This is a genomic window from Mesorhizobium sp. U510 (assembly GCF_059180695.1).
The window spans coordinates 4913552-4934141 of sequence record NZ_CP180532.1; the positions used below are offsets into that span (position 1 = coordinate 4913552).

At 60.7% G+C, this 20590-nt stretch carries 23 protein-coding genes, 1 tRNA gene and 1 pseudogene; 15 read left to right on the top strand and 10 right to left on the bottom strand.

The window, feature by feature from the left end:
* Positions 1-41 precede the first annotated feature (41 nt).
* Entirely contained in the window at positions 42-1169 is a 1128-nt protein-coding gene (locus ACLGL5_RS25580) for a sugar ABC transporter substrate-binding protein (protein ID WP_038647209.1), read from the bottom strand.
* Positions 1170-1387: 218 nt separating this feature from the next.
* Between ACLGL5_RS25580 and ACLGL5_RS25585 the strand changes: the two genes are divergently transcribed.
* The 7 genes from ACLGL5_RS25585 (at position 1388) to ACLGL5_RS25615 (ending at position 7335) form a co-directional block, all read left to right on the top strand.
* Positions 1388-2068 carry a GntR family transcriptional regulator gene (locus tag ACLGL5_RS25585; protein ID WP_069092298.1) on the top strand — a complete coding sequence of 227 codons (681 nt, stop codon included), beginning with the start codon at positions 1388-1390 and terminating at the stop codon, positions 2066-2068.
* A gap of 133 nt (positions 2069-2201) precedes the next feature.
* A complete protein-coding gene (locus ACLGL5_RS25590) occupies positions 2202-3086 on the top strand; it encodes a cytochrome c oxidase subunit II (RefSeq protein ID WP_069092299.1) in 885 nt (294 codons plus the stop codon).
* Between the two features lie 21 nt (positions 3087-3107).
* On the top strand, positions 3108-4877 hold the full coding sequence (gene ctaD, locus ACLGL5_RS25595; protein WP_019858528.1) for a cytochrome c oxidase subunit I: 1770 nt from the start codon (positions 3108-3110) through the stop codon (positions 4875-4877).
* Positions 4874-5578 carry a cytochrome c oxidase subunit 3 gene (locus ACLGL5_RS25600; RefSeq protein ID WP_064984166.1) on the top strand — a complete coding sequence of 235 codons (705 nt, stop codon included), beginning with the start codon at positions 4874-4876 and terminating at the stop codon, positions 5576-5578. Before ctaD ends, ACLGL5_RS25600 begins: the two co-directional genes overlap by 4 nt.
* Before the next feature lie 13 nt (positions 5579-5591).
* Positions 5592-6311 (top strand): heme-copper oxidase subunit III family protein, encoded by a 720-nt coding sequence (locus ACLGL5_RS25605; RefSeq protein WP_038647213.1) that lies wholly within the window; start codon positions 5592-5594, stop codon positions 6309-6311.
* Positions 6312-6320: 9 nt separating this feature from the next.
* Positions 6321-6722 (top strand): cytochrome C oxidase subunit IV family protein, encoded by a 402-nt coding sequence (locus ACLGL5_RS25610; protein WP_019858531.1) that lies wholly within the window; start codon positions 6321-6323, stop codon positions 6720-6722.
* 139 nt (positions 6723-6861) lie between these two features.
* The gene (locus ACLGL5_RS25615; protein WP_038647215.1) at positions 6862-7335 is read left to right on the top strand and encodes an aminoacyl-tRNA deacylase; all 474 of its coding nucleotides are present in this window, start codon (positions 6862-6864) and stop codon (positions 7333-7335) included.
* Positions 7336-7474: 139 nt separating this feature from the next.
* Here ACLGL5_RS25615 and ACLGL5_RS25620 read toward each other — a convergent pair whose 3' ends face one another.
* The 5 genes from ACLGL5_RS25620 to tig all read right to left on the bottom strand — a co-directional run bounded on the left by ACLGL5_RS25620 (position 7475) and on the right by tig (position 12421).
* The gene (locus tag ACLGL5_RS25620; protein ID WP_038647217.1) at positions 7475-8287 is read right to left on the bottom strand and encodes a DUF2189 domain-containing protein; all 813 of its coding nucleotides are present in this window, start codon (positions 8285-8287) and stop codon (positions 7475-7477) included.
* Between the two features lie 467 nt (positions 8288-8754).
* The gene (locus tag ACLGL5_RS25625; protein WP_069092300.1) at positions 8755-9690 is read right to left on the bottom strand and encodes a heme o synthase; all 936 of its coding nucleotides are present in this window, start codon (positions 9688-9690) and stop codon (positions 8755-8757) included.
* A gap of 36 nt (positions 9691-9726) precedes the next feature.
* Positions 9727-10107: a c-type cytochrome gene (locus ACLGL5_RS25630; RefSeq protein WP_038647221.1), complete on the bottom strand. Its 381-nt coding sequence runs from the start codon at positions 10105-10107 to the stop codon at positions 9727-9729.
* 152 nt (positions 10108-10259) lie between these two features.
* The gene (locus tag ACLGL5_RS25635; RefSeq protein ID WP_069092301.1) at positions 10260-10781 is read right to left on the bottom strand and encodes a hypothetical protein; all 522 of its coding nucleotides are present in this window, start codon (positions 10779-10781) and stop codon (positions 10260-10262) included.
* A 164-nt stretch (positions 10782-10945) separates the two neighbouring features.
* Positions 10946-12421 carry a trigger factor gene (gene tig, locus ACLGL5_RS25640; protein WP_019858538.1) on the bottom strand — a complete coding sequence of 492 codons (1476 nt, stop codon included), beginning with the start codon at positions 12419-12421 and terminating at the stop codon, positions 10946-10948.
* A gap of 357 nt (positions 12422-12778) precedes the next feature.
* Between tig and ACLGL5_RS25645 the strand changes: the two genes are divergently transcribed.
* Together ACLGL5_RS25645 and ACLGL5_RS25650 are read left to right on the top strand one after the other, a co-directional pair.
* Positions 12779-12863 (top strand) — tRNA-Leu (locus ACLGL5_RS25645).
* Between the two features lie 230 nt (positions 12864-13093).
* Positions 13094-14017: a COG3904 family protein gene (locus ACLGL5_RS25650; RefSeq protein ID WP_019858539.1), complete on the top strand. Its 924-nt coding sequence runs from the start codon at positions 13094-13096 to the stop codon at positions 14015-14017.
* A 198-nt stretch (positions 14018-14215) separates the two neighbouring features.
* On the opposite strand, the gene ACLGL5_RS25655 is transcribed toward ACLGL5_RS25650, so the two are convergent.
* Both ACLGL5_RS25655 and ACLGL5_RS25660 read right to left on the bottom strand, forming a co-directional pair.
* Positions 14216-14800: a GDYXXLXY domain-containing protein gene (locus ACLGL5_RS25655; protein ID WP_069092302.1), complete on the bottom strand. Its 585-nt coding sequence runs from the start codon at positions 14798-14800 to the stop codon at positions 14216-14218.
* On the bottom strand, positions 14797-15915 hold the full coding sequence (locus ACLGL5_RS25660; protein WP_069093435.1) for a DUF2157 domain-containing protein: 1119 nt from the start codon (positions 15913-15915) through the stop codon (positions 14797-14799). Before ACLGL5_RS25660 ends, ACLGL5_RS25655 begins: the two co-directional genes overlap by 4 nt.
* 235 nt (positions 15916-16150) lie before the next feature.
* On the opposite strand from ACLGL5_RS25660, the gene ACLGL5_RS25665 reads away from it, so the two are divergent.
* The 6 genes and pseudogenes from ACLGL5_RS25665 (at position 16151) to ACLGL5_RS25690 (ending at position 19130) form a co-directional block, all read left to right on the top strand.
* A complete protein-coding gene (locus ACLGL5_RS25665; RefSeq protein WP_013531315.1) occupies positions 16151-16291 on the top strand; it encodes a DUF1127 domain-containing protein in 141 nt (46 codons plus the stop codon).
* Positions 16292-16340: 49 nt separating this feature from the next.
* The gene (locus ACLGL5_RS25670) at positions 16341-16481 is read left to right on the top strand and encodes a DUF1127 domain-containing protein (RefSeq protein WP_019858543.1); all 141 of its coding nucleotides are present in this window, start codon (positions 16341-16343) and stop codon (positions 16479-16481) included.
* A gap of 565 nt (positions 16482-17046) precedes the next feature.
* Complete coding sequence (trmFO, locus tag ACLGL5_RS25675) at positions 17047-18459, top strand: methylenetetrahydrofolate--tRNA-(uracil(54)-C(5))-methyltransferase (FADH(2)-oxidizing) TrmFO (protein WP_069092303.1); 1413 nt, start codon at positions 17047-17049, stop codon at positions 18457-18459.
* Between the two features lie 71 nt (positions 18460-18530).
* Positions 18531-18770, top strand: a complete 240-nt coding sequence (locus ACLGL5_RS25680) for a type II toxin-antitoxin system ParD family antitoxin (RefSeq protein ID WP_019858545.1) — start codon at positions 18531-18533, stop codon at positions 18768-18770.
* Between the two features lie 32 nt (positions 18771-18802).
* Positions 18803-18982: pseudogene (locus ACLGL5_RS25685) on the top strand (hypothetical protein); the annotation flags it as partial.
* A complete protein-coding gene (locus ACLGL5_RS25690; RefSeq protein ID WP_019858546.1) occupies positions 18924-19130 on the top strand; it encodes a type II toxin-antitoxin system RelE/ParE family toxin in 207 nt (68 codons plus the stop codon). The pseudogene ACLGL5_RS25685 and the gene ACLGL5_RS25690, both read left to right, overlap by 59 nt.
* Before the next feature lie 12 nt (positions 19131-19142).
* Here the strand turns inward: ACLGL5_RS25690 and ACLGL5_RS25695 are convergent, their stop codons facing one another.
* A complete protein-coding gene (locus ACLGL5_RS25695; RefSeq protein ID WP_027046911.1) occupies positions 19143-20093 on the bottom strand; it encodes a sterol desaturase family protein in 951 nt (316 codons plus the stop codon).
* Positions 20093-20521, bottom strand: coding sequence for a hypothetical protein (locus ACLGL5_RS25700; protein ID WP_069092304.1), 429 nt, complete (start codon positions 20519-20521; stop codon positions 20093-20095). The genes ACLGL5_RS25695 and ACLGL5_RS25700 overlap by 1 nt, the downstream gene beginning before the upstream one ends.
* Between the last annotated feature and the right edge of the window lie 69 nt (positions 20522-20590).

The window sequence follows — 20590 nt, forward strand, 5'->3', positions numbered from 1 at the left end:
CGGAGAAGGTTCCGTGCATCGTCGCGATTGCCTTGGGAGGCTCAGTTCTCCGGCTGCCCGACAAGCGCGGCGTTGAGGCCAATCTCGGGCGTCTGGTCCGAAAAGATCGAAGCGAACCAGCCGGGATTGGAGACCAGCGACGGCTTGAAGACGTTGCAGCCGGCTTTCATCTCCGCCCAGGTGCCTTCGTCGCACAGCTTGATCGTCTCGTTGGTGACGACCGGCAGCGGCAGGATCGTGGTCTTCGGCACATCCTTGCCTTCGATCGCCTCGACGGCGAGTTTCAGCGCCAGCGCGCCGGAATAAGGCGGTGAGGCATAGGAAATGCGTTGTGCACCAGCCGGCGCATAGGGCGGAGCTGCTCCTTCTACTTCGGTGCTCGCAGGCAGCATCTGGATGCGGCCGCCATTGGAGCCCTCACCGGCGCAAGGCAGGAGTTCGCTGGCCTTCTTGCCGGCCTCGAGTTGCATGGAGTTCGCGGTGAAGCAGCCAACCTGCATCCACAGCCCGTTGATGTCGTTCCAGCTGCGCGTGGCGAGGATCTTGGAGAGCTCGGTGCGGGCAACCGCCTGGCTCCACATGCCGACAGCCTCGCCGACAATCTTGATATCGGGGTACTTGGCAAAGACCTCCTTGGCGGCCTTTGTCCGCTGATCGTCGACGGATGTTCCGGGAACACCCGTAATGGCGATGATGTTGCCCTTGCCATTGAGCTTCTTCACCAGCCATTCGGCGGTCACCCTGCCCGCTTCCAACTGGTCGATATGAACATTGTAGGCACAGGGCTCGGTGATCTCGGCGTCATAGGCGAAGACCTTCACCCCCTTGTCGCAGGCATTCTTCACGACCTGGTTGAGCGCGGTCGGCGAGATCGGATAGACGACGATCGCCTCGGCACCGCTCTGCACCATGGCGTTGATCTGCTGGATCTGGCGTTGTGCGTTGGGTCCGGCGACCTGGACCTGCAGGTCGACCTTGTCGGCAAGGCTCTTGTGAGCGGCCATGGCCTTGACCATGTTTGCCGCCTCGGCCTGCCAGTCATTGCCGATATAGCTCATGCTGAGAAAGATCTTGTGCTTTTCGGCGGCTTCAGCAGCCGACAGCCCAGAGGCGCATACGGCCATGCCGGCCAGCAGCGCGAGCCGCCGGACTTTCAATCCGATACCCATGTGAATTCCTCCCGATACGAACGACCGAATGCCTCCCGAGGGCACGAACCGTAGCCCTCGTCATTCGATGTCGGAGACCGTATCATGATTTGATCAAAGATCAATGATGAAATATCCTTACGTCAAGGCTACGGTCGCCAACGCTTGACGCGGCAGCCGGAACCCTGCATTCCGGGAACGGTTATGGCGCGGCCTTTGCGCCGAAAGGTTGATGGGAAATGGCCGGAGCGGCGTTCAGGAAGCCTGGTGTCGAGATCGTGCCCCTGTCCAGGGAGACCCTGCAGGACAGGGTCTATCGCCATGTCACCGAGTTGATCCTCGACGGCAGCATCGTGCCCGGCGAAATGGTGACGGTGCAGAGCCTCGCCGACGCTTTCGGAGTCAGCCCGATGCCGGTCAGGGAGGCGTTGCGGCGGCTGACCGCGGCCAATGCCTTGATGGTCGTTTCGGGCCGCTCGATCGGCATTCCCGCACTCAGCCGCGCGCGCCTCGTCGATCTCAGGAATGTCCGCTTCGAGATCGAGGCGATTGCCGCCGCCTGGGCTGCCGAGCGCATCGACGATCGGGGCATCGCGCAACTCGGCCAGCACTTGGCCGCCCTCGAACAGGCCAATGCGGCGGGAGACGTCAAATCCTATCTGCGCGCAAACTATGCCTTCCATTTCTCCATCTACCGGGCGGCCGGCTCGGAAAATATCCTCAACATCATCGAGAATCTGTGGCTGCAGATCAGCCCCTATTTCAACATGCTGCATGATTCCGGAAACTATTCGACCGCCAACGAGCACCACCAGGCGATGTACGCGGCGCTGCGCAACCGCGACGCCGAGGCCGTCCGCCAGGCGATCCGCGCCGATATCGACGCCGCTTTCGACGTTCTGGTCGACCTGCTCAAATAGGTCGCGGCGGCAAAAGACGGGATTTTTCCCGTCAGGATAGTCGCCTCTGGAATTGACCCCAAATTAAGCTATGATGCGCTTGGTATTTCTTGGCGGCGGCTTCGCCCCGCCTCGAATGCCGGAGGAACGGGACATGGCCGTAGCGCTTGTACTCGTTTTGATCGTCGTGGGCTCAGTGTTGTTTCACCTCCTGAGCCCATGGTGGTGGACGCCGATTGCCTCGAACTGGGCCTATATCGACAACACCATCATCATTACCTTCTGGATCACCGGCGTCGTCTTCGCCGCCGTCGTGCTTTTCATGGCCTATTGCGTGTTCCGCTTCCGTCATCGGGAGGGAAACCGCGCCGCCTACGAACCGGAGAACAAGCGGCTCGAATCGTGGCTGACGATCGTCACCGCGGTCGGGGTCACGGCGTTGCTGGTTCCCGGCCTGTTCGTCTGGAGCCGATTTGTCAACGTCCCGAGCGACGCGACCGAGGTTGAAGTCGTTGGCCAGCAATGGCAGTGGAGTTTCCGCCTGCCCGGCAGGGACGGCAAGCTTGGAACATCCGACACCCGCGACGTCACCGCCGACAATCCGCTGGGCGTGATCCCCAAGGATCCTAATGGCCAGGACGATGTCGTGGTCGAAGCGGCCGATCTGCATCTGCCGGTCGGCAAACCGGTCAAGATGCTGCTGCGCTCTATCGATGTGCTGCATGATTTCTATGTGCCGGAATTCCGCGCCAAGATGGACATGATCCCGGGCTCGGTGACCTATTTCTGGTTCACCCCGACCAGGACCGGCACCTTCCAGGTCCTGTGCGCCGAACTTTGCGGCCAGGGACATCCGATGATGCATGGCGTGGTCATGGTCGACACACAGCAAGACTACGTGGCCTGGCTTGGCCAGCAGCAGACTTTTGCACAATTGTCGGCCCCCAAGCAGACGGGGTCGGCGGACGAGACGACGGGACAGACGGCGGCGCTGGGTCCCGAAATTGCAGCGAGGCTCGAAACGGTCGGGTCTCGCTGAAAAGGACACGGAGGTGTTCCTATGGTCGACATCACGCCTGCAGATGGCATCCCGCCGGCCGAGGTCGCGGAAGTCGAACTCTACCATCCGCACAGTTGGTGGACCAAATACGTCTTCTCGCAGGACGCCAAGGTCATCGCCGTCCAGTATTCGGCGACGGCAACGGCAATCGGCCTGGTCGCCCTGGTGCTGTCCTGGCTGATGCGGCTGCAACTTGGCTTTCCCGGCACGTTCGACTTCATCACCCCGGAAGCCTACTACCAGTTCATCACCATGCACGGCATGATCATGGTGATCTACCTGCTCACCGCCCTCTTCCTCGGCGGCTTTGGCAACTATCTGATCCCCCTGATGGTCGGCGCGCGCGACATGGTCTTCCCCTATGTCAACATGCTGAGCTACTGGATCTACCTGCTCGCCGTGCTGGTTCTGGTGTCGAGCTTTTTCGCGCCCGGCGGACCGACGGGGGCCGGCTGGACGCTCTACCCGCCGCAGGCCATCATGAGCGGGACGCCAGGCGGCCAGGACTGGGGCATCATCCTGATGCTCTCCTCGCTGATCCTGTTCATCATCGGCTTCACGATGGGCGGCCTCAACTATGTGGTGACCGTGCTGCAGGGCCGCACGCGCGGCATGACAATGATGCGCCTGCCGTTGACCGTCTGGGGCATCTTCACCGCGACCGTCATGGCGCTGCTCGCCTTTCCGGCGCTGTTCGTCGCCAGCGTCATGATGCTGCTTGACCGAGTGCTGGGCACCAGCTTCTTCATGCCGGCGATTTCCGAGATGGGTGAGCAGTTGCAGCACAATGGCGGCAGCCCGATCCTGTTCCAGCACCTGTTCTGGTTCTTCGGCCATCCCGAGGTCTACATCGTGGCGCTGCCGGCCTTCGGCATCGTATCCGACCTGATCAGCACCCATGCGCGCAAGAACATCTTCGGCTACCGGATGATGGTTTGGGCCATCGTCGGCATTGGCGCGCTGAGCTTCGTGGTCTGGGCGCACCACATGTATGTCAGCGGCATGCACCCCTATTTCGGCTTCTTCTTCGCCACCACGACGCTGATCATCGCCATTCCGACCGCCATCAAGGTCTACAATTGGGTGCTGACCCTATGGCGCGGCGACATCCATCTCACCATACCAATGCTGTTCGCCCTGGCCTTCATCGTTACCTTCGTCAATGGCGGGCTGACCGGCCTGTTCCTTGGCAATGTCGTGGTCGATGTTCCGCTATCCGACACGATGTTCGTCGTCGCCCATTTCCATATGGTCATGGGTGTTGCTCCAATCCTCGTGGTTTTCGGCGCGATCTACCATTGGTACCCGAAGGTCACCGGCCGGATGCTCGACGAAACGCTGGGCCGGTTCCATTTCTGGGTCACCTTCCTCGGCGCCTACCTGATTTTCTTCCCCATGCACTACCTCGGCCTGATGGGCGTGCCGCGGCGCTATGCCGAACTGACCGACATGACGATCATGACGGAGTCGGCTCATCACCTGAACTCGTTCATCAGCATCATGGCCTTCATCGTCGGCTTCGCCCAGATGGTGTTCCTGTTCAACCTGATCTGGAGCATCCGCCATGGCCGCGAGGCCGGCGGCAATCCGTGGCGGGCCACGACTCTCGAATGGCAGACGCCGCAAACACCGCCGGCCCACGGCAATTTCGGCAAGGACCTGCCGATCGTCTATCGCTGGGCTTATGATTACAGCGTACCGGGTGCCAAGGAAGACTTCATCCCGCAGAACATGCCGGGCTCCTTCGGCCCCTCAAGGGAGCCGGCATGAGCGTCATCCTGGTCTTCCTGCTCGTCATTGCCGGTTTTGCCGGATGGTGGCTTTCGCACCAGAGGCTGATGGCCAAGCCATGGCTCGAGCAAGGTCTGGCCAGTGATTTTGTCGGCCTCGACCGGTCGGCCCTGCCAACAGCCAAGATCGGCCTCGGCGTTTTCCTTGCTGTCGTCGGCTGCCTGTTCGCGCTCTTCACCAGTGCCTATTTCATGCGGATGGCGGTGTCGGACTGGCAGCCGCTGCCGCTGCCGCGCCTGCTCTGGCTCAACACCGGCGTGCTGGTCCTGAGCAGCGTGGCCCTGCACTGCACTTCGGTGGCGGCGCGCAGGGGGCAGATCGACACCGTACGGCTCGGCCTTGCCACGGCCGGGCTCACGACGCTCGCCTTCCTGGTCGGACAGCTCATGGCATGGCGGCAGCTGACCGCCGACGGCTATTTTCTGGCCTCCAATCCGGCCAACAGTTTCTTTTACCTGATAACCGGCATGCATGGCCTGCACGTGTTGGGAGGGCTGGTGGCTCTGGGCAGGACCACCACGAGCGCCTGGGCTGGAACGCGGCCGGAACGACTTCGCCTCGGCGTGGAACTATGCGCCATGTACTGGCATTTCCTGCTTTTCGTCTGGCTTGCCATCTTCGCGCTGCTGGCCGGCTGGGCCGCGACGTTCATCGACATTTGCCGGCAGATGCTGACCTAAGGGGATCAAGCGGATGGCAGAAACACTGACACATATCGGCCAGACGGAGCCACGGCCCACAGGTTGGCGAGGCATTGCCGCCGATTGGTCCTCGGATCAGCGCGCGTTCAAGAACGTGTCCTGGGGCAAGGCCATGATGTGGATATTCCTGCTCAGCGACACCTTCATCTTCGGCTGCTTCCTGCTCTCCTACATGACCGCGCGCATTTCGACACGCGTGCCGTGGCCCAATCCCAGCGAGGTCTTCGCGCTTCGCATCGGCGGCTCGGATATCCCGCTGATCCTAATTGCCATCATGACGTTCGTGCTGATCTCCAGCAGCGGAACGATGGCCATGGCGGTCAATTTCGGCTATCGCCGGGACCGCCGCAAGACGGCCATCCTCATGCTTCTGACCGCGGCGCTCGGCGCGACCTTTGTCGGCATGCAAGCCTTCGAATGGACCAAGCTGATCACTGAAGGGGTGCGGCCCTGGGGCAATCCCTGGGGTGCCGCACAATTCGGTTCGTGCTTCTTCATGATCACCGGTTTCCACGGCACCCATGTGACGATCGGTGTGATTTTCCTGATCATCGTGGCGCGCAAGGTCTGGCGCGGAGATTTCGACACCGGACAGCGCGGCTTCTTCACCAGCCGCACGGGTCGCTACGAGAACGTCGAGATCATGGGACTGTACTGGCACTTCGTCGATCTGGTCTGGGTGTTCATCTTCGCATTCTTCTATCTTTGGTGAGAGGCAGACATGGCAGAAGCAACCGCAAACGGCCTCGGACAACACGCACTTCATGCGGGTCATGCACATGAAGCGCCGGCGGCCGTCACCCATGCCGACGTGCATCAGGAACATCCGATCAAGCTCTATCTGGTGGTCTGGGCGTGGCTGTTCATCCTCAGCACCTGCTCCTACCTGGTCGATTATTTCGGCCTTCACGGCTATCTCAGATGGTCGCTGATCCTGATCTTCATGATCCTCAAGGCAGGGCTGATCGTCGCTGTCTTCATGCACATGGCCTGGGAACGGCTGGCGCTGGCTTATGCGATCATCCTGCCGCCGATACTGGTGCTGGTGTTCGTGACAATGATGGTCTTCGAAGCCGACTACACGCTTTTCACCCGGCTGGCATTTTTCGGAGCCGGACCCTGAAGCACGAACCGCATTCCGATCTTGCCACCGCGCCTCGAAACCATCAGCCGCTGGTCTATTTTAGTACCGGAAACGACATAAGGAGAATGACTGCCCTCGTTTCCGCACGCGTCGCGAACTCCGGCAAAGGGAGGCCAAGATGACGATCGCAACCAGACTGAAGGACTTTATCGACAGGAAGGGAATTTCATACGACACAGTCGCCCACCATCGCACGTCCACCAGCAGACAGTCCGCCATCGCGGCGCATATACCCGGCAGCATAGTGGCCAAATCGGTCGTTGTTCACCACGAGCTCGGCTATGCGCTGGCCGTGGTTCCAAGCACGCACAGGATCGAGCTCGGCACATTGCAGGACGTCATGGACAAGCGTCTCGGACTAGCCTCCGAAGACGAGGTGACTTCGCTCTTCGCTGATTGCGACACCGGCGCCGTTCCGCCGATCGGCGCACCTTACGATGTGCCAGTGATTGTCGATGACAGCCTCGGCGATGCCGCCGACATCTACTTCGAAGGCGGCGACCACAGAACGCTGGTGCATGTCAGCGGCGAGGATTTCCGCAACTTGACCATGGGCGCATACCGCGCCCGCTTCAGTCACCGGGCCTACTGACGGCTTCGATCAAGCTCGCACCGGCATGCCGAGCAATTCCAGGAAAAGTGTGATCGGTTTTCCACGGGACAGCGCGTAGCGCTTTCCCGTGGGAATTGCGTTAAAACGCTCTATCCCGTGCGGTGAAGCAAAAACGTCCTCAACTCGTCGGTCTGGCGGGCGATTCCACAACCTTGCGGTAGACATGCCAGGTGGCGTGGCCGAGGATCGGCAACACGACGGCGAGCCCGACGAACACCGGCAGCGAGCCGATGATCAGGCCGACGGCGACGATCAGTCCCCAGACAGCCATCACGATCGGGTTCGCCAGGACCACGCGAACCGAGGTGTGGATCGCTTCATAGGCGCCGACATCGCGGTCGAGCAACAATGGGAAGGCGACGACCGTCGTGCACAACACCACCACGGCAAAGACAAAGCCGATGGCGTGCCCCAATATGATCAGCGTCCAGCCACGTCCGGTGGCAAATATCGCGTTGATGAAGCTGGATATCGATTCCGGCGGAGCCGGGCCGAAAAGATATTCGTAGAATATCTTCGCCGTCAAAAGCCACGTGATGAAGATTGCAAACAGCATGATCCCGACCGCCGCGATGGCCGGCAGCGCCGGAGAATTCCTGACCTCGAAAGCGTGCCTCCAGGAGGTGTCGAGCCCGGCTTCCCGTCTACGGCTGATTTCATAGAGGCCTATCGCCGCGAAGGGGCCAACCAGCGCAAAGCCAGAAACCAGCGGAAACAACAACGGCAAAGCATTTGCGCCCGAAGTCCATGCGGCGAGCACGACGCCCACGAGCGGATAGATCAGGCAGAGAAAGACGATATGCGACGGTTTAACCATGAAATCATCGACGCCCCGCCTGAGCGCGTCAAAAAGGTCGGAAACAGCGATTTTTCGAATTTTGGTATGTTCCAGCGTCTCGCTGGCGCCTGCTATCACATGAAAACTTGCCATGACCGTTCCTCCAGACTGGGTCCGGAAAGGTCGCGATTTAGCGGTGCTGCCGTCTGCGTGACTGGCCACGCAAAACCGCGACCTGCACCGCCACCAATATACTCTCTTGTGAGGGACTTGTCGCCCGTTGTTGGGCTGCACGGCTGGCTCTGGAAACCCTTCTTCGATATGCGCACGCTGCGCCGCGTGTCTCTTTTTTGGACACGTAAACACGCTGGAGCACTTGGATTGGCGCATGATCCTTTGCGAACCGGAGATCGGCGCAGCAGAGTCGATCCCGATCTTCAGGACCGTGCACTGGGTCGAAGGCGAAGGTCATGGACGCAAGGACGCTTCTCATACTCGGCCTTGGCATAATCATTCTGCTGTTGCTGGGATTCTGTGCGCTGCCATCGTGACAGCACTGCTGGGTCTTCGGCAAAGCACTCGCCGACCGGCCAGAGCGGTTCCCGGATGGCGATCTGCGCTCAGGCCCCGGCTGAGATCAGCGCGCGCATGGCAATGGTGTCGGCAAGCAGCGCGGCGAAGATCGCGAAAAGATAGAGGATCGAATAGGCAAACAGCGCCTTGGCGGGTTTCAACTCCGTTTCAGAAGCCGCCAGAACCTTCCAGGAATGCCAGATGAAACCGGCGCCCAATGCGACCGAAGCGATTCCGTAGTAGCCGCTGGTGAATCCGAAGAACCAAGGCAGCACGCCGACCGGCGCCAGAAGCAAGGCATAGGCGAGGATTTGCCTACGCGTCGAAGCAGGGCCGGCCACATTCGGCATCATCGGAATGCCGGCAGCGGCGTAGTCGCCAACCTTGAACAGCGCCAGCGCCCAGAAATGCGGCGGCGTCCACAGAAAGATGATCAGAAACAGGATGAGGCTTTCGATGCCGATGGCGCCAGTTGCGGCCGCCCAGCCAATGACAGGAGGAAGGGCACCAGCCGCGCCGCCGATGACGATGTTCTGCGGCGTCGAGCGCTTCAGCCACATCGTGTAGATGACGATGTAGAAGAAGATGGTGAAGGCCAGCAGCGATGCGGCAAGCCAGCCTACCAGTACGCCGAGTGTCATGACCGAAAGCGCGGAAAGCACAAGGCCGAAGCCGAGAGCTTCGCCCGGCGTGACGCGGCCCGACGGAACCGGCCGTTTTGACGTGCGTGACATCAGCGCGTCGATGTCCGCGTCGTACCACATGTTCAGGGCCCCCGCCGCTCCTGCTCCGATCGCAATCGCACCGATTGCGATCACGGCGATGACCGGATTCATCACGCTGGGCGCCACCATCAGGCCGACGAAAGCGGTGAATACGGCAAGCGCCATGACCCGCGGCTTCAAAAGCGCGAAGAAATCGGCCGCCGTCGCTTCCGAGAGGCGGATGGAGGTATCCTTGAGGCGGCTTTCCCTAGTCGACATCTCGGACGACCACCGATGGATGGCGAGGGAGCCAGGTCACTTGGAGAACGTTTTCAGATAGGCAATGACGTTGGCCACGTCCGCATCGTTCTTGAGTCCGGGAAACGTCATTTTGGTGCCTTTGACCATGGCCTTGGGATCATGAAGGTAGGTCGTCAGCGTTGGCTCGTCCCATTTGACGCCGGATTTGCCGGCAGCAACCATGGCATCGGAGTATTTAAAATCCGGATGCGTACCGGCCGTGCGGCCGATGACGCCGTGCAGCGATGGACCGATCTTGTTCTTGTCCTCGTTTGCGATGTGGCAGACTTGGCATTTGGTGAAGACCTTCTCGCCAGCCGCGGCATCCTGTGCCTGCGACGGATGCGCGATGAAGATCGTAACGGACACCCCAGCGAAAAACGCTATAGCACGCATGGCATTTCCTCCCTGATCGCCATTTATGCCTCGGACGATCGCGCCTGGGCAGAATATCTCTCCCCAGTGGAATTGCGGTACCAGCATACCATGGAATTCAGGCGGCGGGTAGAAAAAGCCAAGCATTGCGAAGGTTTAGAACCCGGCCGCGCTCAAGGCGGCTTGGTCCGGCAGCTTTCGGCGATCTGCTCGACCGCCTCTTCGAGCCCCGCAAGGTCGAAATCCGCCTGGCCGCGGCCTGACAACAAGCCGAACCGCCAGGAAAGCGACAGCCGGCTTGCGGGAAAAAGGCGCTTGATGCCGTCGGCGCCGTCGCGCACCAGCATTCGGCCGCGCGACCCGACCGACCAGCTCTCGTCGAACTTGCCGCCGTCGTCGACGGTGACCGACATGGTGATCTTGCGGCTGGCCGAAACCCCGTCATTCAACTGCAGCCATTCGGTCCAGCGCGGTTCGCCGTCTGCCCGGCAGGCAATGGTCAACACCGGGCTGTAACTCAAGGCACCGCCACCCGTGACCAGCTTGTTGGTGCCATGAAGCGAAGCGGTGACAAGGCCATCGTCCGTACCGAAGCGCCACTCGCCGGCAAGCGCGCCGGCCTGGGCAACATCGCAGGCGAAGGCCAGAACGAGCGCCAGGGCGACGGGACGCACCTTTTCGAAGAATAGGCTCAACGCCCCCTCCAGGAACCACACGGTTTGCAACAGCAGCGCAGATAATGATCAACGCCAGGTATCGCCAAGTGCCATTTCCCGCAAAGCGAATCGGCTGTTGCAGTTTCGCAACGAAAAAGGCCGCCTCAAGGGCGGCCTTCGTCGATTCCCTCAAATGCGGGAACTTATTCGGCGTCCTTGGCGGCTTTTTTCTTCGGCGCGGCCTTCTTCTTCGGCTCTTCCGCCTCGTCGCCCGCCTTGGCTTCAGCCTTCTTGGCCGCGGCCTTTTTCGCCGGCTTGGCCTTGGTCGTGGTTTCCGCGTCCTCGTCGTCGGCCATCAGCTCTTCCTTGCTGACCTTGACGTCAGTGACCGAGATCTGGCCGAGCAGGTGGTCGACCACCTTCTCCTCGAACATTGGTGCGCGCAGCGCGTTCAGCGCCTCGGGGTTGCTGCGGTAGAACTCGAAAGCTTCTTGCTGCTGGTTGGCCGGGAAGCGGCGAACCTGCTCGAACAGGCCACGCTGCAATTCCTCGTCCGATACGGTGACACCGGCCTTCTCGCCGATCTCCGCCAGCACCAGGCCGAGACGCACACGGCGTTCGGCAAGACGCAGATATTCGGCGCGGGCTTCTTCTTCGGTCGTCTCTTCGTCCGCGAAGGTGCGGCCGGCGGCTTCCAGGTCGCGGGTGACCTGAGCCCAGATGTTGTTGAACTCGGCCTCGATGAGCTTCGATGGTGCCTCGAACGAATAGGCGGCATCGAGCTGGTCGAGCAGCTGGCGCTTGACCTTCTGGCGCGTCATCGAGCCGAACTGGTTCTCGATCTGGCCGCGCACGATCTCACGCAGGCGCTCCAGCGATTCCAAGCCAAGGTTCTTGGCGGTCTCGTCGTTGATTTCCAGCTCGCCCGGCTTCGACACTTCCTTGACGGTGACGTCGAACGTGGCTTCCTTGCCGGCCAGATGTGCCGCCTGGTAGTTTTCCGGGAAGGTCACGGTGACCTGCTTTTCGTCACCGGCCTTGGTGCCGATAAGCTGATCCTCGAAGCCAGGAATGAATTCCTTGGAGCCCAGTACCAACGGCTGGTCGGTGCCGGCGCCGCCGGCAAAGGCCTCGCCGTCGATCTTGCCTACATAATCGATGCTGACGCGGTCGCCTTCGGCGGCCTTGCCGGTCTTCGGCTCATAGCTGCGTGCCGATTCGGCAACGCGCTTGACCTGGTCGTCGATCTCGGCCTCAGGCACGTCGAACACCTGACGCGTCACCTTGATGTCGGAGAAATCCTTGATCTCGATCGCCGGGATGACCTCATAATTGAGGCGGAACTCGAAGTCGGTACCGCCGGCCAGGATCTTCTCGGCTTCCTTCTCGTCCTCGGTCATGATGACTTCGGGCTGCATGGCGGCCTTTTCGCCGCGGCCCGTAATGATCGAACGGGTGGAGTCGTTGAGGATCTCGTTGACCACTTCGGCCATGAACGACTTGCCATAGACCTTGCGCAGGTGCTGCACCGGCACCTTGCCCGGCCGGAAGCCGTTGATGCGAACCTTGTTGCGCGCGTCCGAGAGCCTCGCCATCAGCTTGGCTTCCATGTCACCGGCCGGCACGGTGATCTTGATCTCGCGCTTGAGACCGGAATTAAGCGTTTCGGTGACCTGCATCGTAAAACCTTTGTTTTCACCAATGAGACTGCCACGGCCTCTGCCGTTTACAGCCTGCCGGTATATTCTTGCCGGGAATGGCTTTTGGTACGGAACCTGGCGATTTGACCGAAATTACGGCTCAAACTCTCCCAAACTGCGTTCCAAAATGTGAATAAGTTCTTGTTTTTCCTACTTCTTATCACATTCTGTAGAAGCGGATCGTCGCGTCCCGTCACATTTGACACGCCTTTTGTCACAGGCGAGCCTAATTTTCAACAGTCTTCGCGCTTAGGCGAATAACCAACGTTTCGGCCCTGGCCGACATGTCGTCTCTGACATTGACAGAATGATGGCTACATGGGATTGCCGGACGATGCGGATGTGGCGGAACTGGTAGACGCCCTGGATTTAGGTTCCAGTGCCGAAAGGCGTGGGGGTTCGAGTCCCTTCATCCGCACCAATTTTTTCGGCCAATGACTGCTCCGAATGAAATCCAACTTTCAAGGAAGACCCTTGAAATAGTTCGTTGACAGGTTCTTACTTGCAGCGGGCAGGTTGGGGCTCTGTCGAGCTGTGCGCGTAGTTTCTCTAGTTCTGGCGGTAGGGTCAATTGTCGCGGCAGCAACATGTAAGGTTGAGGCCCTAGAGTACACGGCTGTTTCGTCTCCAGGGCAGCAGCCGTTTCTTGTTGTGTCCGGCGAGTTCAAAGACAATGAACCCCTGAACGCCTTTAGCAACGCGGTTGTGAGCAGCGGCGCCCGGAGGATCGTATTCAACTCCCCCGGCGGCAACGTCGGCAGCGCGCTTCGGTTGGGGCGTATGATCCGCGCGGCAGGGTTGGATACGCTTCAGCTTCGCCAACTGCAGTGCGCCTCAGCCTGCTCACTGGCCTTCTTGGGTGGCGTCCACCGTGTTGCCGAACCAGATTCTATCGGCATTCATCGGGCTTGGTTGAAATGGACTGACGGGATGTCCAGAGAAGAAGCCAAGGCCCGTGTCCAGCTCGGAACGGCCGCAATCACATCCTATGTAGTCGAGATGGGAGTGGACCCCGAACTGATTGAATTGGCTTCGAGCTTTGACAAGCATGACATAAGATACCTATCGGCCAGCGAAATGGCAGAGTTGCGTGTGACCAATGTCGCAGCGAACCAATCGCCCGCGGATACATTGCAGGTGTCGACGAGGCCAGATCCTGCGCCCGTGCCGCTGCCTGCGCCCGACGCAAGGCAACAGGCGGAGAGCGCTGCGGTCGCTTTCGTCAAGGATCTGATCGAGCATCATGGCGACAACGACGATTTCGCTCTTGCTCAAGTTCAGGCGTCCTACGCTCGCACAGTCGACTATTATGGCAAGTTGACGAACCTGAGTTCGATCCTTCAGGACAAGAGGAACTATTACCGGCGCTGGCCTGAACGCATATATAACGTCCGCAATGACAGCATTGCGGTCACCTGTGCAAACGATCGCTGCATGGTTTCTGGCGCGTATGACTGGGTTGTGCGCAGCCCCTCGATACACAAGCAGGAAAAAGGCGTAGCAGACTTTAGCTACACAATATCGACTGGTCCCTATCCCAAAATCGTCGCCGAGACGAGTAAGGTCCGGAGTTGATCAGTGGAGCTCTCCATCCCTGGGTCAATGAACTTTCTTGCGAAAAATCTGTTTGGCTATTTCGTATAATGGCACACACGGGCTCCCCAGTGGGGTACGACTGCCGCGCTGCCGCAACGCCTGTACGGCAAAGACCTTACGCTTGATTTAGGGGGTTCTGGTCTCTCGATTCGCACCGATGACCGGGATCCATCGTTATTAATATAGCGGCTCCTCGAACAGCGTCTTGTCGCCGTCCACCAGCGCCTTGATCTGCGCGGTGCCGTCGCTGGCAAGGGCAAGCCTTATCCCGAACGGGCGCACCCGCATGTCATCCTGGATCGCCATCCCCTCGCCTTCCGGCAGGTAGAACCGCTCGATGCCGTAGTCCGGCGCGATGGTCATGCCCTCGCTGCGCAGATCCCAGCCTTCGGCGACATGGCCTGCAATATCGGCCTCTTCGGCCGCGGCCGGCGTCGGCGCCTTGCCGAACCAGGCGGTGGTCGGTGTCCAATAACCGTCGGCGCCCTTTTTCAGGCGCACGACCATCGAAGTGTCGTCGCTGGAGAACTTGCCGGCGGGAATGTTGGCGATCATCTTCACTGGTATGCGCGAAATGTCATAGCCGAGGATGATATAGTCGCCGCGCAGCAGATCGCGCGGATCGACGGGTTCGATCTTCAAGAGCACTTCCTTGCCGTTGCGCAGGATCGCCGCCCGGCCGGCGATGATCCAGCTCAGGAACCCGATCTGGACGAGCGCCAGCACCAGCGCCGAGATAACAAGCCTCTTTCCGGTCATCATGCCGTGGCTCCCCCCGTTGCCGGACCCTTCATGCGTTTTTCGACGCGGATGATGATGATCGCTAGGATGCCGAGCAGCACCGCGGCAGCAAGGAAGAAGCCGGCCGTGTCGAGCATCGACTGCAAGGTAACGACATAGATGATGGCTAGCTCGAAGGCGAAGCCGAGATAGGCAAGCCAGCGCAGGCCCCGGCTCTCCCGTCCCGCCAGCACGATGGCGGCGACGATGCCGGCCAGCGCGACGACCGAGGCAATGCCGAAACCGCTATTGTAGGTGCTTTCGTCGGCGAGTTCGAATTGGATGATGGCCAGCCCGGTAAGGAAGCCGAGCAGCGCGTGCAGGGGCAACCGGCCGCCGAGCTGAACGATCCTGTCGACAGGTTCCGGTGCAAAGACAGCAGCCGCAAAGAGCACGGTGGACGCAATGACCAGGGGGATCGCCACCGGCAGCGTCGCGTGATTCCCGGCCAGCAGCACGAGATAGAAGAGCAGCGACAGGATGATCAGATGCCGTGCGGCCTGGCTGCGGGTCCAGAACGAGACGGCGAACAGCACGATCGCCATGACGACGAAGGCATGCGGAAACGCGCTGCGGCTGTAATAGTCGAACCCCTTCAGGAACAGCCAGGCGTCGGCGATGCCGACCGAAGCGACTGTAAGCGGGTTCGACCGGAGCGCGACCGCCGCCAACGCCGTACCGGCGCCCCAAGTGACGAGCGCGGAAGCCTCGTCGCCAGACAGATGGTACATCTGGCCGATCAGCGCGATCGAACCGCCGAATGCAGCGGCAGCCACGATCCACAGCGCTTCGCCGATCGCCGCGTGGTCGCGCGTCTTCAGCACCGCGCCGCCGACATAACCGCCAAGGATGATGGCAAACAGCGCCGCGACCCGCGCTAGCCGCGGAATGGCATCCCAGTTGGCAGCGACGAAGATCAGGATGGCCGCGCCGAACAGCAGGGCCGCCATCATGGCCAGGATCGAACCGAAGCTCAGTGATTTGCGCGTATTCGCCTCGATGTCACGCGTCAGGGCATCGGCCGTCGCGGCGTCGATCAGGCCTGCCTGGAGCCACCGCGCAATGTCGGATCTGACCCGTGTCGAATAGCCCGCCATGTCCTGCATCCCCCACAAGGTCGTTTTTTTAGCCGAACCAGCCAAACCGTTGACGTCACGGCACTTTCCGATTCTGGCTTCTTTGTGTCAGGTCCGTGAAGGCGCGTTAATGTTGCATTGCACAATTTGCATTGCTGCCATGCAGCCATAGCGCTTTTAAATCGATATGAGCCCGCCTACTTATAGTTCGTACACAAACGGAATGATCCGCAAGAAAGACGAAACGAGAACTACCATGAACCTGATCCGCAACTATCGCAACTGGCGCCGCTACCGGGACACCGTGTCCGAGCTGAGCCGCCTGAGCAACCGCGAACTGACCGACCTCGGCATCAGCCGCAGCGACATTCCCTACGTCGCTCGCAAGGCGGTCTAATTCTTCGGACCGCAAATGGTCCGAACAAGTTTCCGAAAAGAGAACGACAATGAACCTGATCCGCAACTATCGTAACTGGCGCGTATATCGCGAGACGGTTACCGAGCTGGGTCGCCTTTCGAACCGCCAGCTGCATGATCTCGGTATCGTCCGCGACGAAATCAAGATCATCGCCCGTCGGGCGATCTAACGGAATTTCGCTGGGGTCGACCTCCTCCCCGACCTCCAGCGAACGGTCAGCCCTTATCCTCCTCCCGAGGGTTGACCACCAAAACGGCGCCCGCCGCACCTCCTCCCGCGGCGGGCGCTGTTCCCGGGGCAAATGAATTTCGCTCCAAAGGGTTTCGCCCCTTTTCAAAACGCGAAAGAGATTTCGTCAAAGCCGACCTCCTCCCCGGCAATGACGAATAGGTCCAACCTTCACCTCCTCCCGAGGGTTGGCCAACCAAACGGCGCCCGCCGCACCTCCTCCCGCGGCGGGCGTTGTTTCTCCGGGGCAAAATGAATTTTGCTCCAAAGGGTTTCGCCCCTTTTCAAGACGCGAAAGAGATTTCGTCAAAGCCGACCTCCTCCCCGGCGATGACGAATATGGTCGATCTTCACCTCCTCCCGAGGATCGACCCCCAAAACGACACCCGCCGGACCTCCTCCCCCGGCGGGTGTTGTTGTTTTCAGCGTCTGGTTCACCATCTGCGGTTTGCCCGCACCAAGCACGGCAATTGCAATCGCCGCCCCAAGCGATTATTCCGGCGCTCATGAGCAAAAATCCCATACACATCATCGGCGGCGGTCTCGCCGGTTCCGAAGCCGCATGGCAAGCCGCGCAGGCCGGTGTTTCCGTCGTGCTGCATGAAATGCGCCCGGTTCGCGGCACGGACGCGCACAAGACCGATGGCCTGGCCGAACTCGTCTGTTCCAATTCCTTCCGCTCCGATGACGCCGAGAACAACGCGGTCGGCCTGCTGCATGCCGAAATGCGGCTGGCCGGCTCGCTGATCATGAGCGCGGGTGACGCAAACCAGGTGCCGGCCGGCGGCGCTCTGGCTGTCGACCGCGACGGTTTCTCCGAGGCCGTGACGAAAAAGCTCGAGGCGCACCCGCTGATCACCATCCAGCGCGAGGAAGTGCCTGGCCTGCCGCCTGCAGATTGGGACCAGGCAATCGTCGCCACGGGACCGCTGACCGCGCCATCGCTTGCCCAGTCGATCGCCGAAGCGACCGGCGCCGATGCGCTCGCCTTCTTCGACGCCATCGCGCCGATCATCCATTTCGACACGATCGACATGGACACCTGCTGGTTCCAGTCGCGCTACGACAAGGTCGGCCCCGGCGGCACCGGCAAGGACTACATCAACTGTCCGATGGACAAGGAGCAGTACCTTGCCTTCGTGCAGGCGCTGGTCGACGGCCAGAAGACCGAATTCAAGCAATGGGAAGGCACGCCCTATTTCGACGGCTGCCTGCCGATCGAGATCATGGCCGAACGCGGCGTCGAGACGCTGCGCTACGGGCCTATGAAGCCGATGGGCCTGACCAACGCGCACAACCCCACAGTCAAGGCCTATGCCGTCGTCCAGCTGCGGCAGGACAATGCGCTGGGCACACTCTACAACATGGTCGGTTTCCAGACCAAGCTGAAGCATGCCGAGCAGGTCCGCGTCTTCCGCACCATTCCGGGCCTGGAGAACGCCGACTTCGCCCGCCTCGGGGGCCTGCACCGCAACACCTACATCAATTCGCCGACCTTGCTCGACGCCTCGCTGCAGCTGAAATCGCGCCCAGGCCTGCGCTTCGCCGGCCAGATCACCGGCTGCGAAGGCTATGTCGAAAGCGCCGCCATCGGCCTGCTCGCCGGCCGCTTCGCCGCCGCCGAGCGGCTCGGCCACGCACATTCGCTGCCGCCGCTCACCACGGCCTTCGGCGCGCTGCTCAACCACATCACCGGCGGCCACATCGTTTCCGACGACGAGCCGGGCAAGCGCTCCTTCCAACCGATGAACGTCAATTTCGGCCTGTTCCCGCCGGTGGAAGCGGTAAAGATCGAAGGCAAGCGCCTGCGCGGCAAGGACAAGACGGTCGCCAAGCGCCATGCCATCACCTCGCGGGCGCTGGGCGATTGCCGGCAATGGCTGGGGCTGCCGACGCCGACGGCACAAGCAGCGGAATAGCAAACCTCCGGATTGGACCCGAAGCAGAAAGTAGGATACTATCCTACTTTCCTATCTACCGGAGCCGCTCCATGGAATCCGCAGAAAAGCTGTCCATCACCGTCACCCCCGCCATGGCGCGCATGATCCGCGAGAAAGTCGAGGACGGCTCCTTCGGCTCGGCGAGCGAAGTCATTCGTGCGGCGCTCCGCGCCTTCCAACGTGAGGAAGATGAACACGCCGAGCGTATCGCCTCGATCAGGGCGCGGGTGAAGGCTTCGATCGAGGACACGAGACCGAACCTCTGGAGAAGAGGTTCGCGACCGGCTTAAGAAATTCGCCGAGCAATATTCGAGCCGCGTTGATGATTCGGCGGCTTAACGTTGAGTACCGCGAAAGCGCCAGCAACGATCTTGGCAGCATTTTCAGATACATAGTTGAGTCTGGCGGAAGTCCCGAAGTAGCGATGAGATTCGTGCTTCGTATTGAAGATCGTTGCCATCGGCAATGCGCCTCACGGCGGCCGCTCCCGCGACGACATCATGCCCGGACTGCGAACGGTTCCGTTCGAGCATTCCGCCGTCATCGCTTATATTGTCGACGACGGTCTCGTTTGCATCGTCAACATCTTTTACGGCGGTCGCGACTATGAAGCGCTGATGCGTGATGGCGGTTCGAGCGACCCCTCTTAGCAGCCAAAACAGCTACTCCGCCGGCCCGGCACCTGCCATAGGCAGCCCTGGCTTGCCCGCTTCGCTGGGATTTCGCCTGACATAAGCGGCCTTCAGGCTCTCCGAGGTTTCGCGCGAGCCGTCATGGCTCCAGCCCGGCGGCTTGATCAGGTAATTGATGCGATAGCTGAGCGTCAGGCCCGGCGCGAAGGCATCCCTGAACATGCCGATCCATTCGTGGAACGCCACCTTCAGCGGGTTGAAGGTGCCGAGATTCCTGACGATGCCGTAACGCGGCCGGTCCTCTTCCAGCTCCTCGACGAAGGTGCCGAACATGCGATCCCAAATGATCAGCGTGCCGGCATAGTTGGCGTCGAGATAGCGCGGATTGGTGGCGTGGTGGACGCGGTGGTGCGAGGGCGTGTTGAAGATGAATTCGAACCAGCCCCACATCTTGCCGATGGTCTCGGTGTGGATCCAGAACTGCCAGACGAGGTTGAAGCCGAAGGTGAAGGCAATCACCGCTGGGTGAAAGCCGAGCAGCACCAGCGGCGCCTGCAGCACGAACATGAAGGTGAACAGACCCGTCCAGCTCTGCCTGAGCGCCGTCGACAGATTGTAATGCTGGCTTGAGTGATGGTTGACGTGCTCGGCCCACACCCAGCGCACCCGGTGCGCGATGCGGTGATAGACATAGTAGCGCAGATCATCGAGCAGGAAGGCGGCCAGGAACACCCAGACCGACAGGCCGAGATTGAAGATGCGGAACTGCCACAGCCATAGCAGGGCCCAGTAGGAGACGACCCCAAGCAGCAGCCCGGCGACGACATTGCCGGTGCCCATCATCAGGCTGGTCAGCGTGTCGCGCGTCTCGAACGAGCCTTTCGCGCGGCCGGTGCGCACCAGCCAGAGCTCGATCAGGATGGCGGCGACGAAGAACGGAATGGCCAGCTGGGTGACCTGCGGAAAATCATAGCTGTCCATCACGCGGCCTCCCTCGCGGCATGGCGTGCTTCAAGAGCCTTCAGCAAGGCCTGCGCATCGCCGGCATTGGCGAAGCGGAAACGGCCGCCCTTCCAGGTGAAGTCCGTCAACCGCAATTGAATTGTGTTCGTCTCCTCGGACCTGGACACCGAGACGTCCGCAGCCATGACGATACGCGTCAAAAAGCAGTCGCCAATGCTGTGAACGATGCCGGTGCGCCCTCGTCCAAGGTCCAGAAATGCCGTTTTGGCGTCCGCCGTCAGGCAGATTGTTCCCGCAACTTCTTCTGGAAAATCCTCGGCGAAACGACGCAAAGCCTGATCCGGATCGGCCAGCGTGGCAGTCTTGCTGCCGCCGGTGAAATGCACCGCGGCAACCGACAGCGCAATGCCAAGGACGACGATCGCCACCAGAACGGGCAAGCTCATGGATTTCCTCCGGGCCGGCCTATCATCTCTGGCGACAGTTCCCGGCACAGCCGAATCCTTAGCACGATT

Excerpts from the sequence above, each read along its gene's own strand:
- ACLGL5_RS25580 (WP_038647209.1), bottom strand. The coding sequence starts at position 1,169 with ATGGGTATCGGATTGAAAGTCCGGCGGCTCGCGCTGCTGGCCGGCATG.
- ACLGL5_RS25585 (WP_069092298.1), top strand. The coding sequence starts at position 1,388 with ATGGCCGGAGCGGCGTTCAGGAAGCCTGGTGTCGAGATCGTGCCCCTG.
- ACLGL5_RS25590 (WP_069092299.1), top strand. The coding sequence starts at position 2,202 with ATGGCCGTAGCGCTTGTACTCGTTTTGATCGTCGTGGGCTCAGTGTTG.
- ctaD (WP_019858528.1), top strand. The coding sequence starts at position 3,108 with ATGGTCGACATCACGCCTGCAGATGGCATCCCGCCGGCCGAGGTCGCG.
- ACLGL5_RS25600 (WP_064984166.1), top strand. The coding sequence starts at position 4,874 with ATGAGCGTCATCCTGGTCTTCCTGCTCGTCATTGCCGGTTTTGCCGGA.
- ACLGL5_RS25605 (WP_038647213.1), top strand. The coding sequence starts at position 5,592 with ATGGCAGAAACACTGACACATATCGGCCAGACGGAGCCACGGCCCACA.
- ACLGL5_RS25610 (WP_019858531.1), top strand. The coding sequence starts at position 6,321 with ATGGCAGAAGCAACCGCAAACGGCCTCGGACAACACGCACTTCATGCG.
- ACLGL5_RS25615 (WP_038647215.1), top strand. The coding sequence starts at position 6,862 with ATGACGATCGCAACCAGACTGAAGGACTTTATCGACAGGAAGGGAATT.
- ACLGL5_RS25620 (WP_038647217.1), bottom strand. The coding sequence starts at position 8,287 with ATGGCAAGTTTTCATGTGATAGCAGGCGCCAGCGAGACGCTGGAACAT.
- ACLGL5_RS25625 (WP_069092300.1), bottom strand. The coding sequence starts at position 9,690 with ATGTCGACTAGGGAAAGCCGCCTCAAGGATACCTCCATCCGCCTCTCG.
- ACLGL5_RS25630 (WP_038647221.1), bottom strand. The coding sequence starts at position 10,107 with ATGCGTGCTATAGCGTTTTTCGCTGGGGTGTCCGTTACGATCTTCATC.
- tig (WP_019858538.1), bottom strand. The coding sequence starts at position 12,421 with ATGCAGGTCACCGAAACGCTTAATTCCGGTCTCAAGCGCGAGATCAAG.
- ACLGL5_RS25655 (WP_069092302.1), bottom strand. The coding sequence starts at position 14,800 with ATGATGACCGGAAAGAGGCTTGTTATCTCGGCGCTGGTGCTGGCGCTC.
- ACLGL5_RS25660 (WP_069093435.1), bottom strand. The coding sequence starts at position 15,915 with ATGGCGGGCTATTCGACACGGGTCAGATCCGACATTGCGCGGTGGCTC.
- ACLGL5_RS25665 (WP_013531315.1), top strand. The coding sequence starts at position 16,151 with ATGAACCTGATCCGCAACTATCGCAACTGGCGCCGCTACCGGGACACC.
- ACLGL5_RS25670 (WP_019858543.1), top strand. The coding sequence starts at position 16,341 with ATGAACCTGATCCGCAACTATCGTAACTGGCGCGTATATCGCGAGACG.
- trmFO (WP_069092303.1), top strand. The coding sequence starts at position 17,047 with ATGAGCAAAAATCCCATACACATCATCGGCGGCGGTCTCGCCGGTTCC.
- ACLGL5_RS25680 (WP_019858545.1), top strand. The coding sequence starts at position 18,531 with ATGGAATCCGCAGAAAAGCTGTCCATCACCGTCACCCCCGCCATGGCG.
- ACLGL5_RS25695 (WP_027046911.1), bottom strand. The coding sequence starts at position 20,093 with ATGGACAGCTATGATTTTCCGCAGGTCACCCAGCTGGCCATTCCGTTC.
- ACLGL5_RS25700 (WP_069092304.1), bottom strand. The coding sequence starts at position 20,521 with ATGAGCTTGCCCGTTCTGGTGGCGATCGTCGTCCTTGGCATTGCGCTG.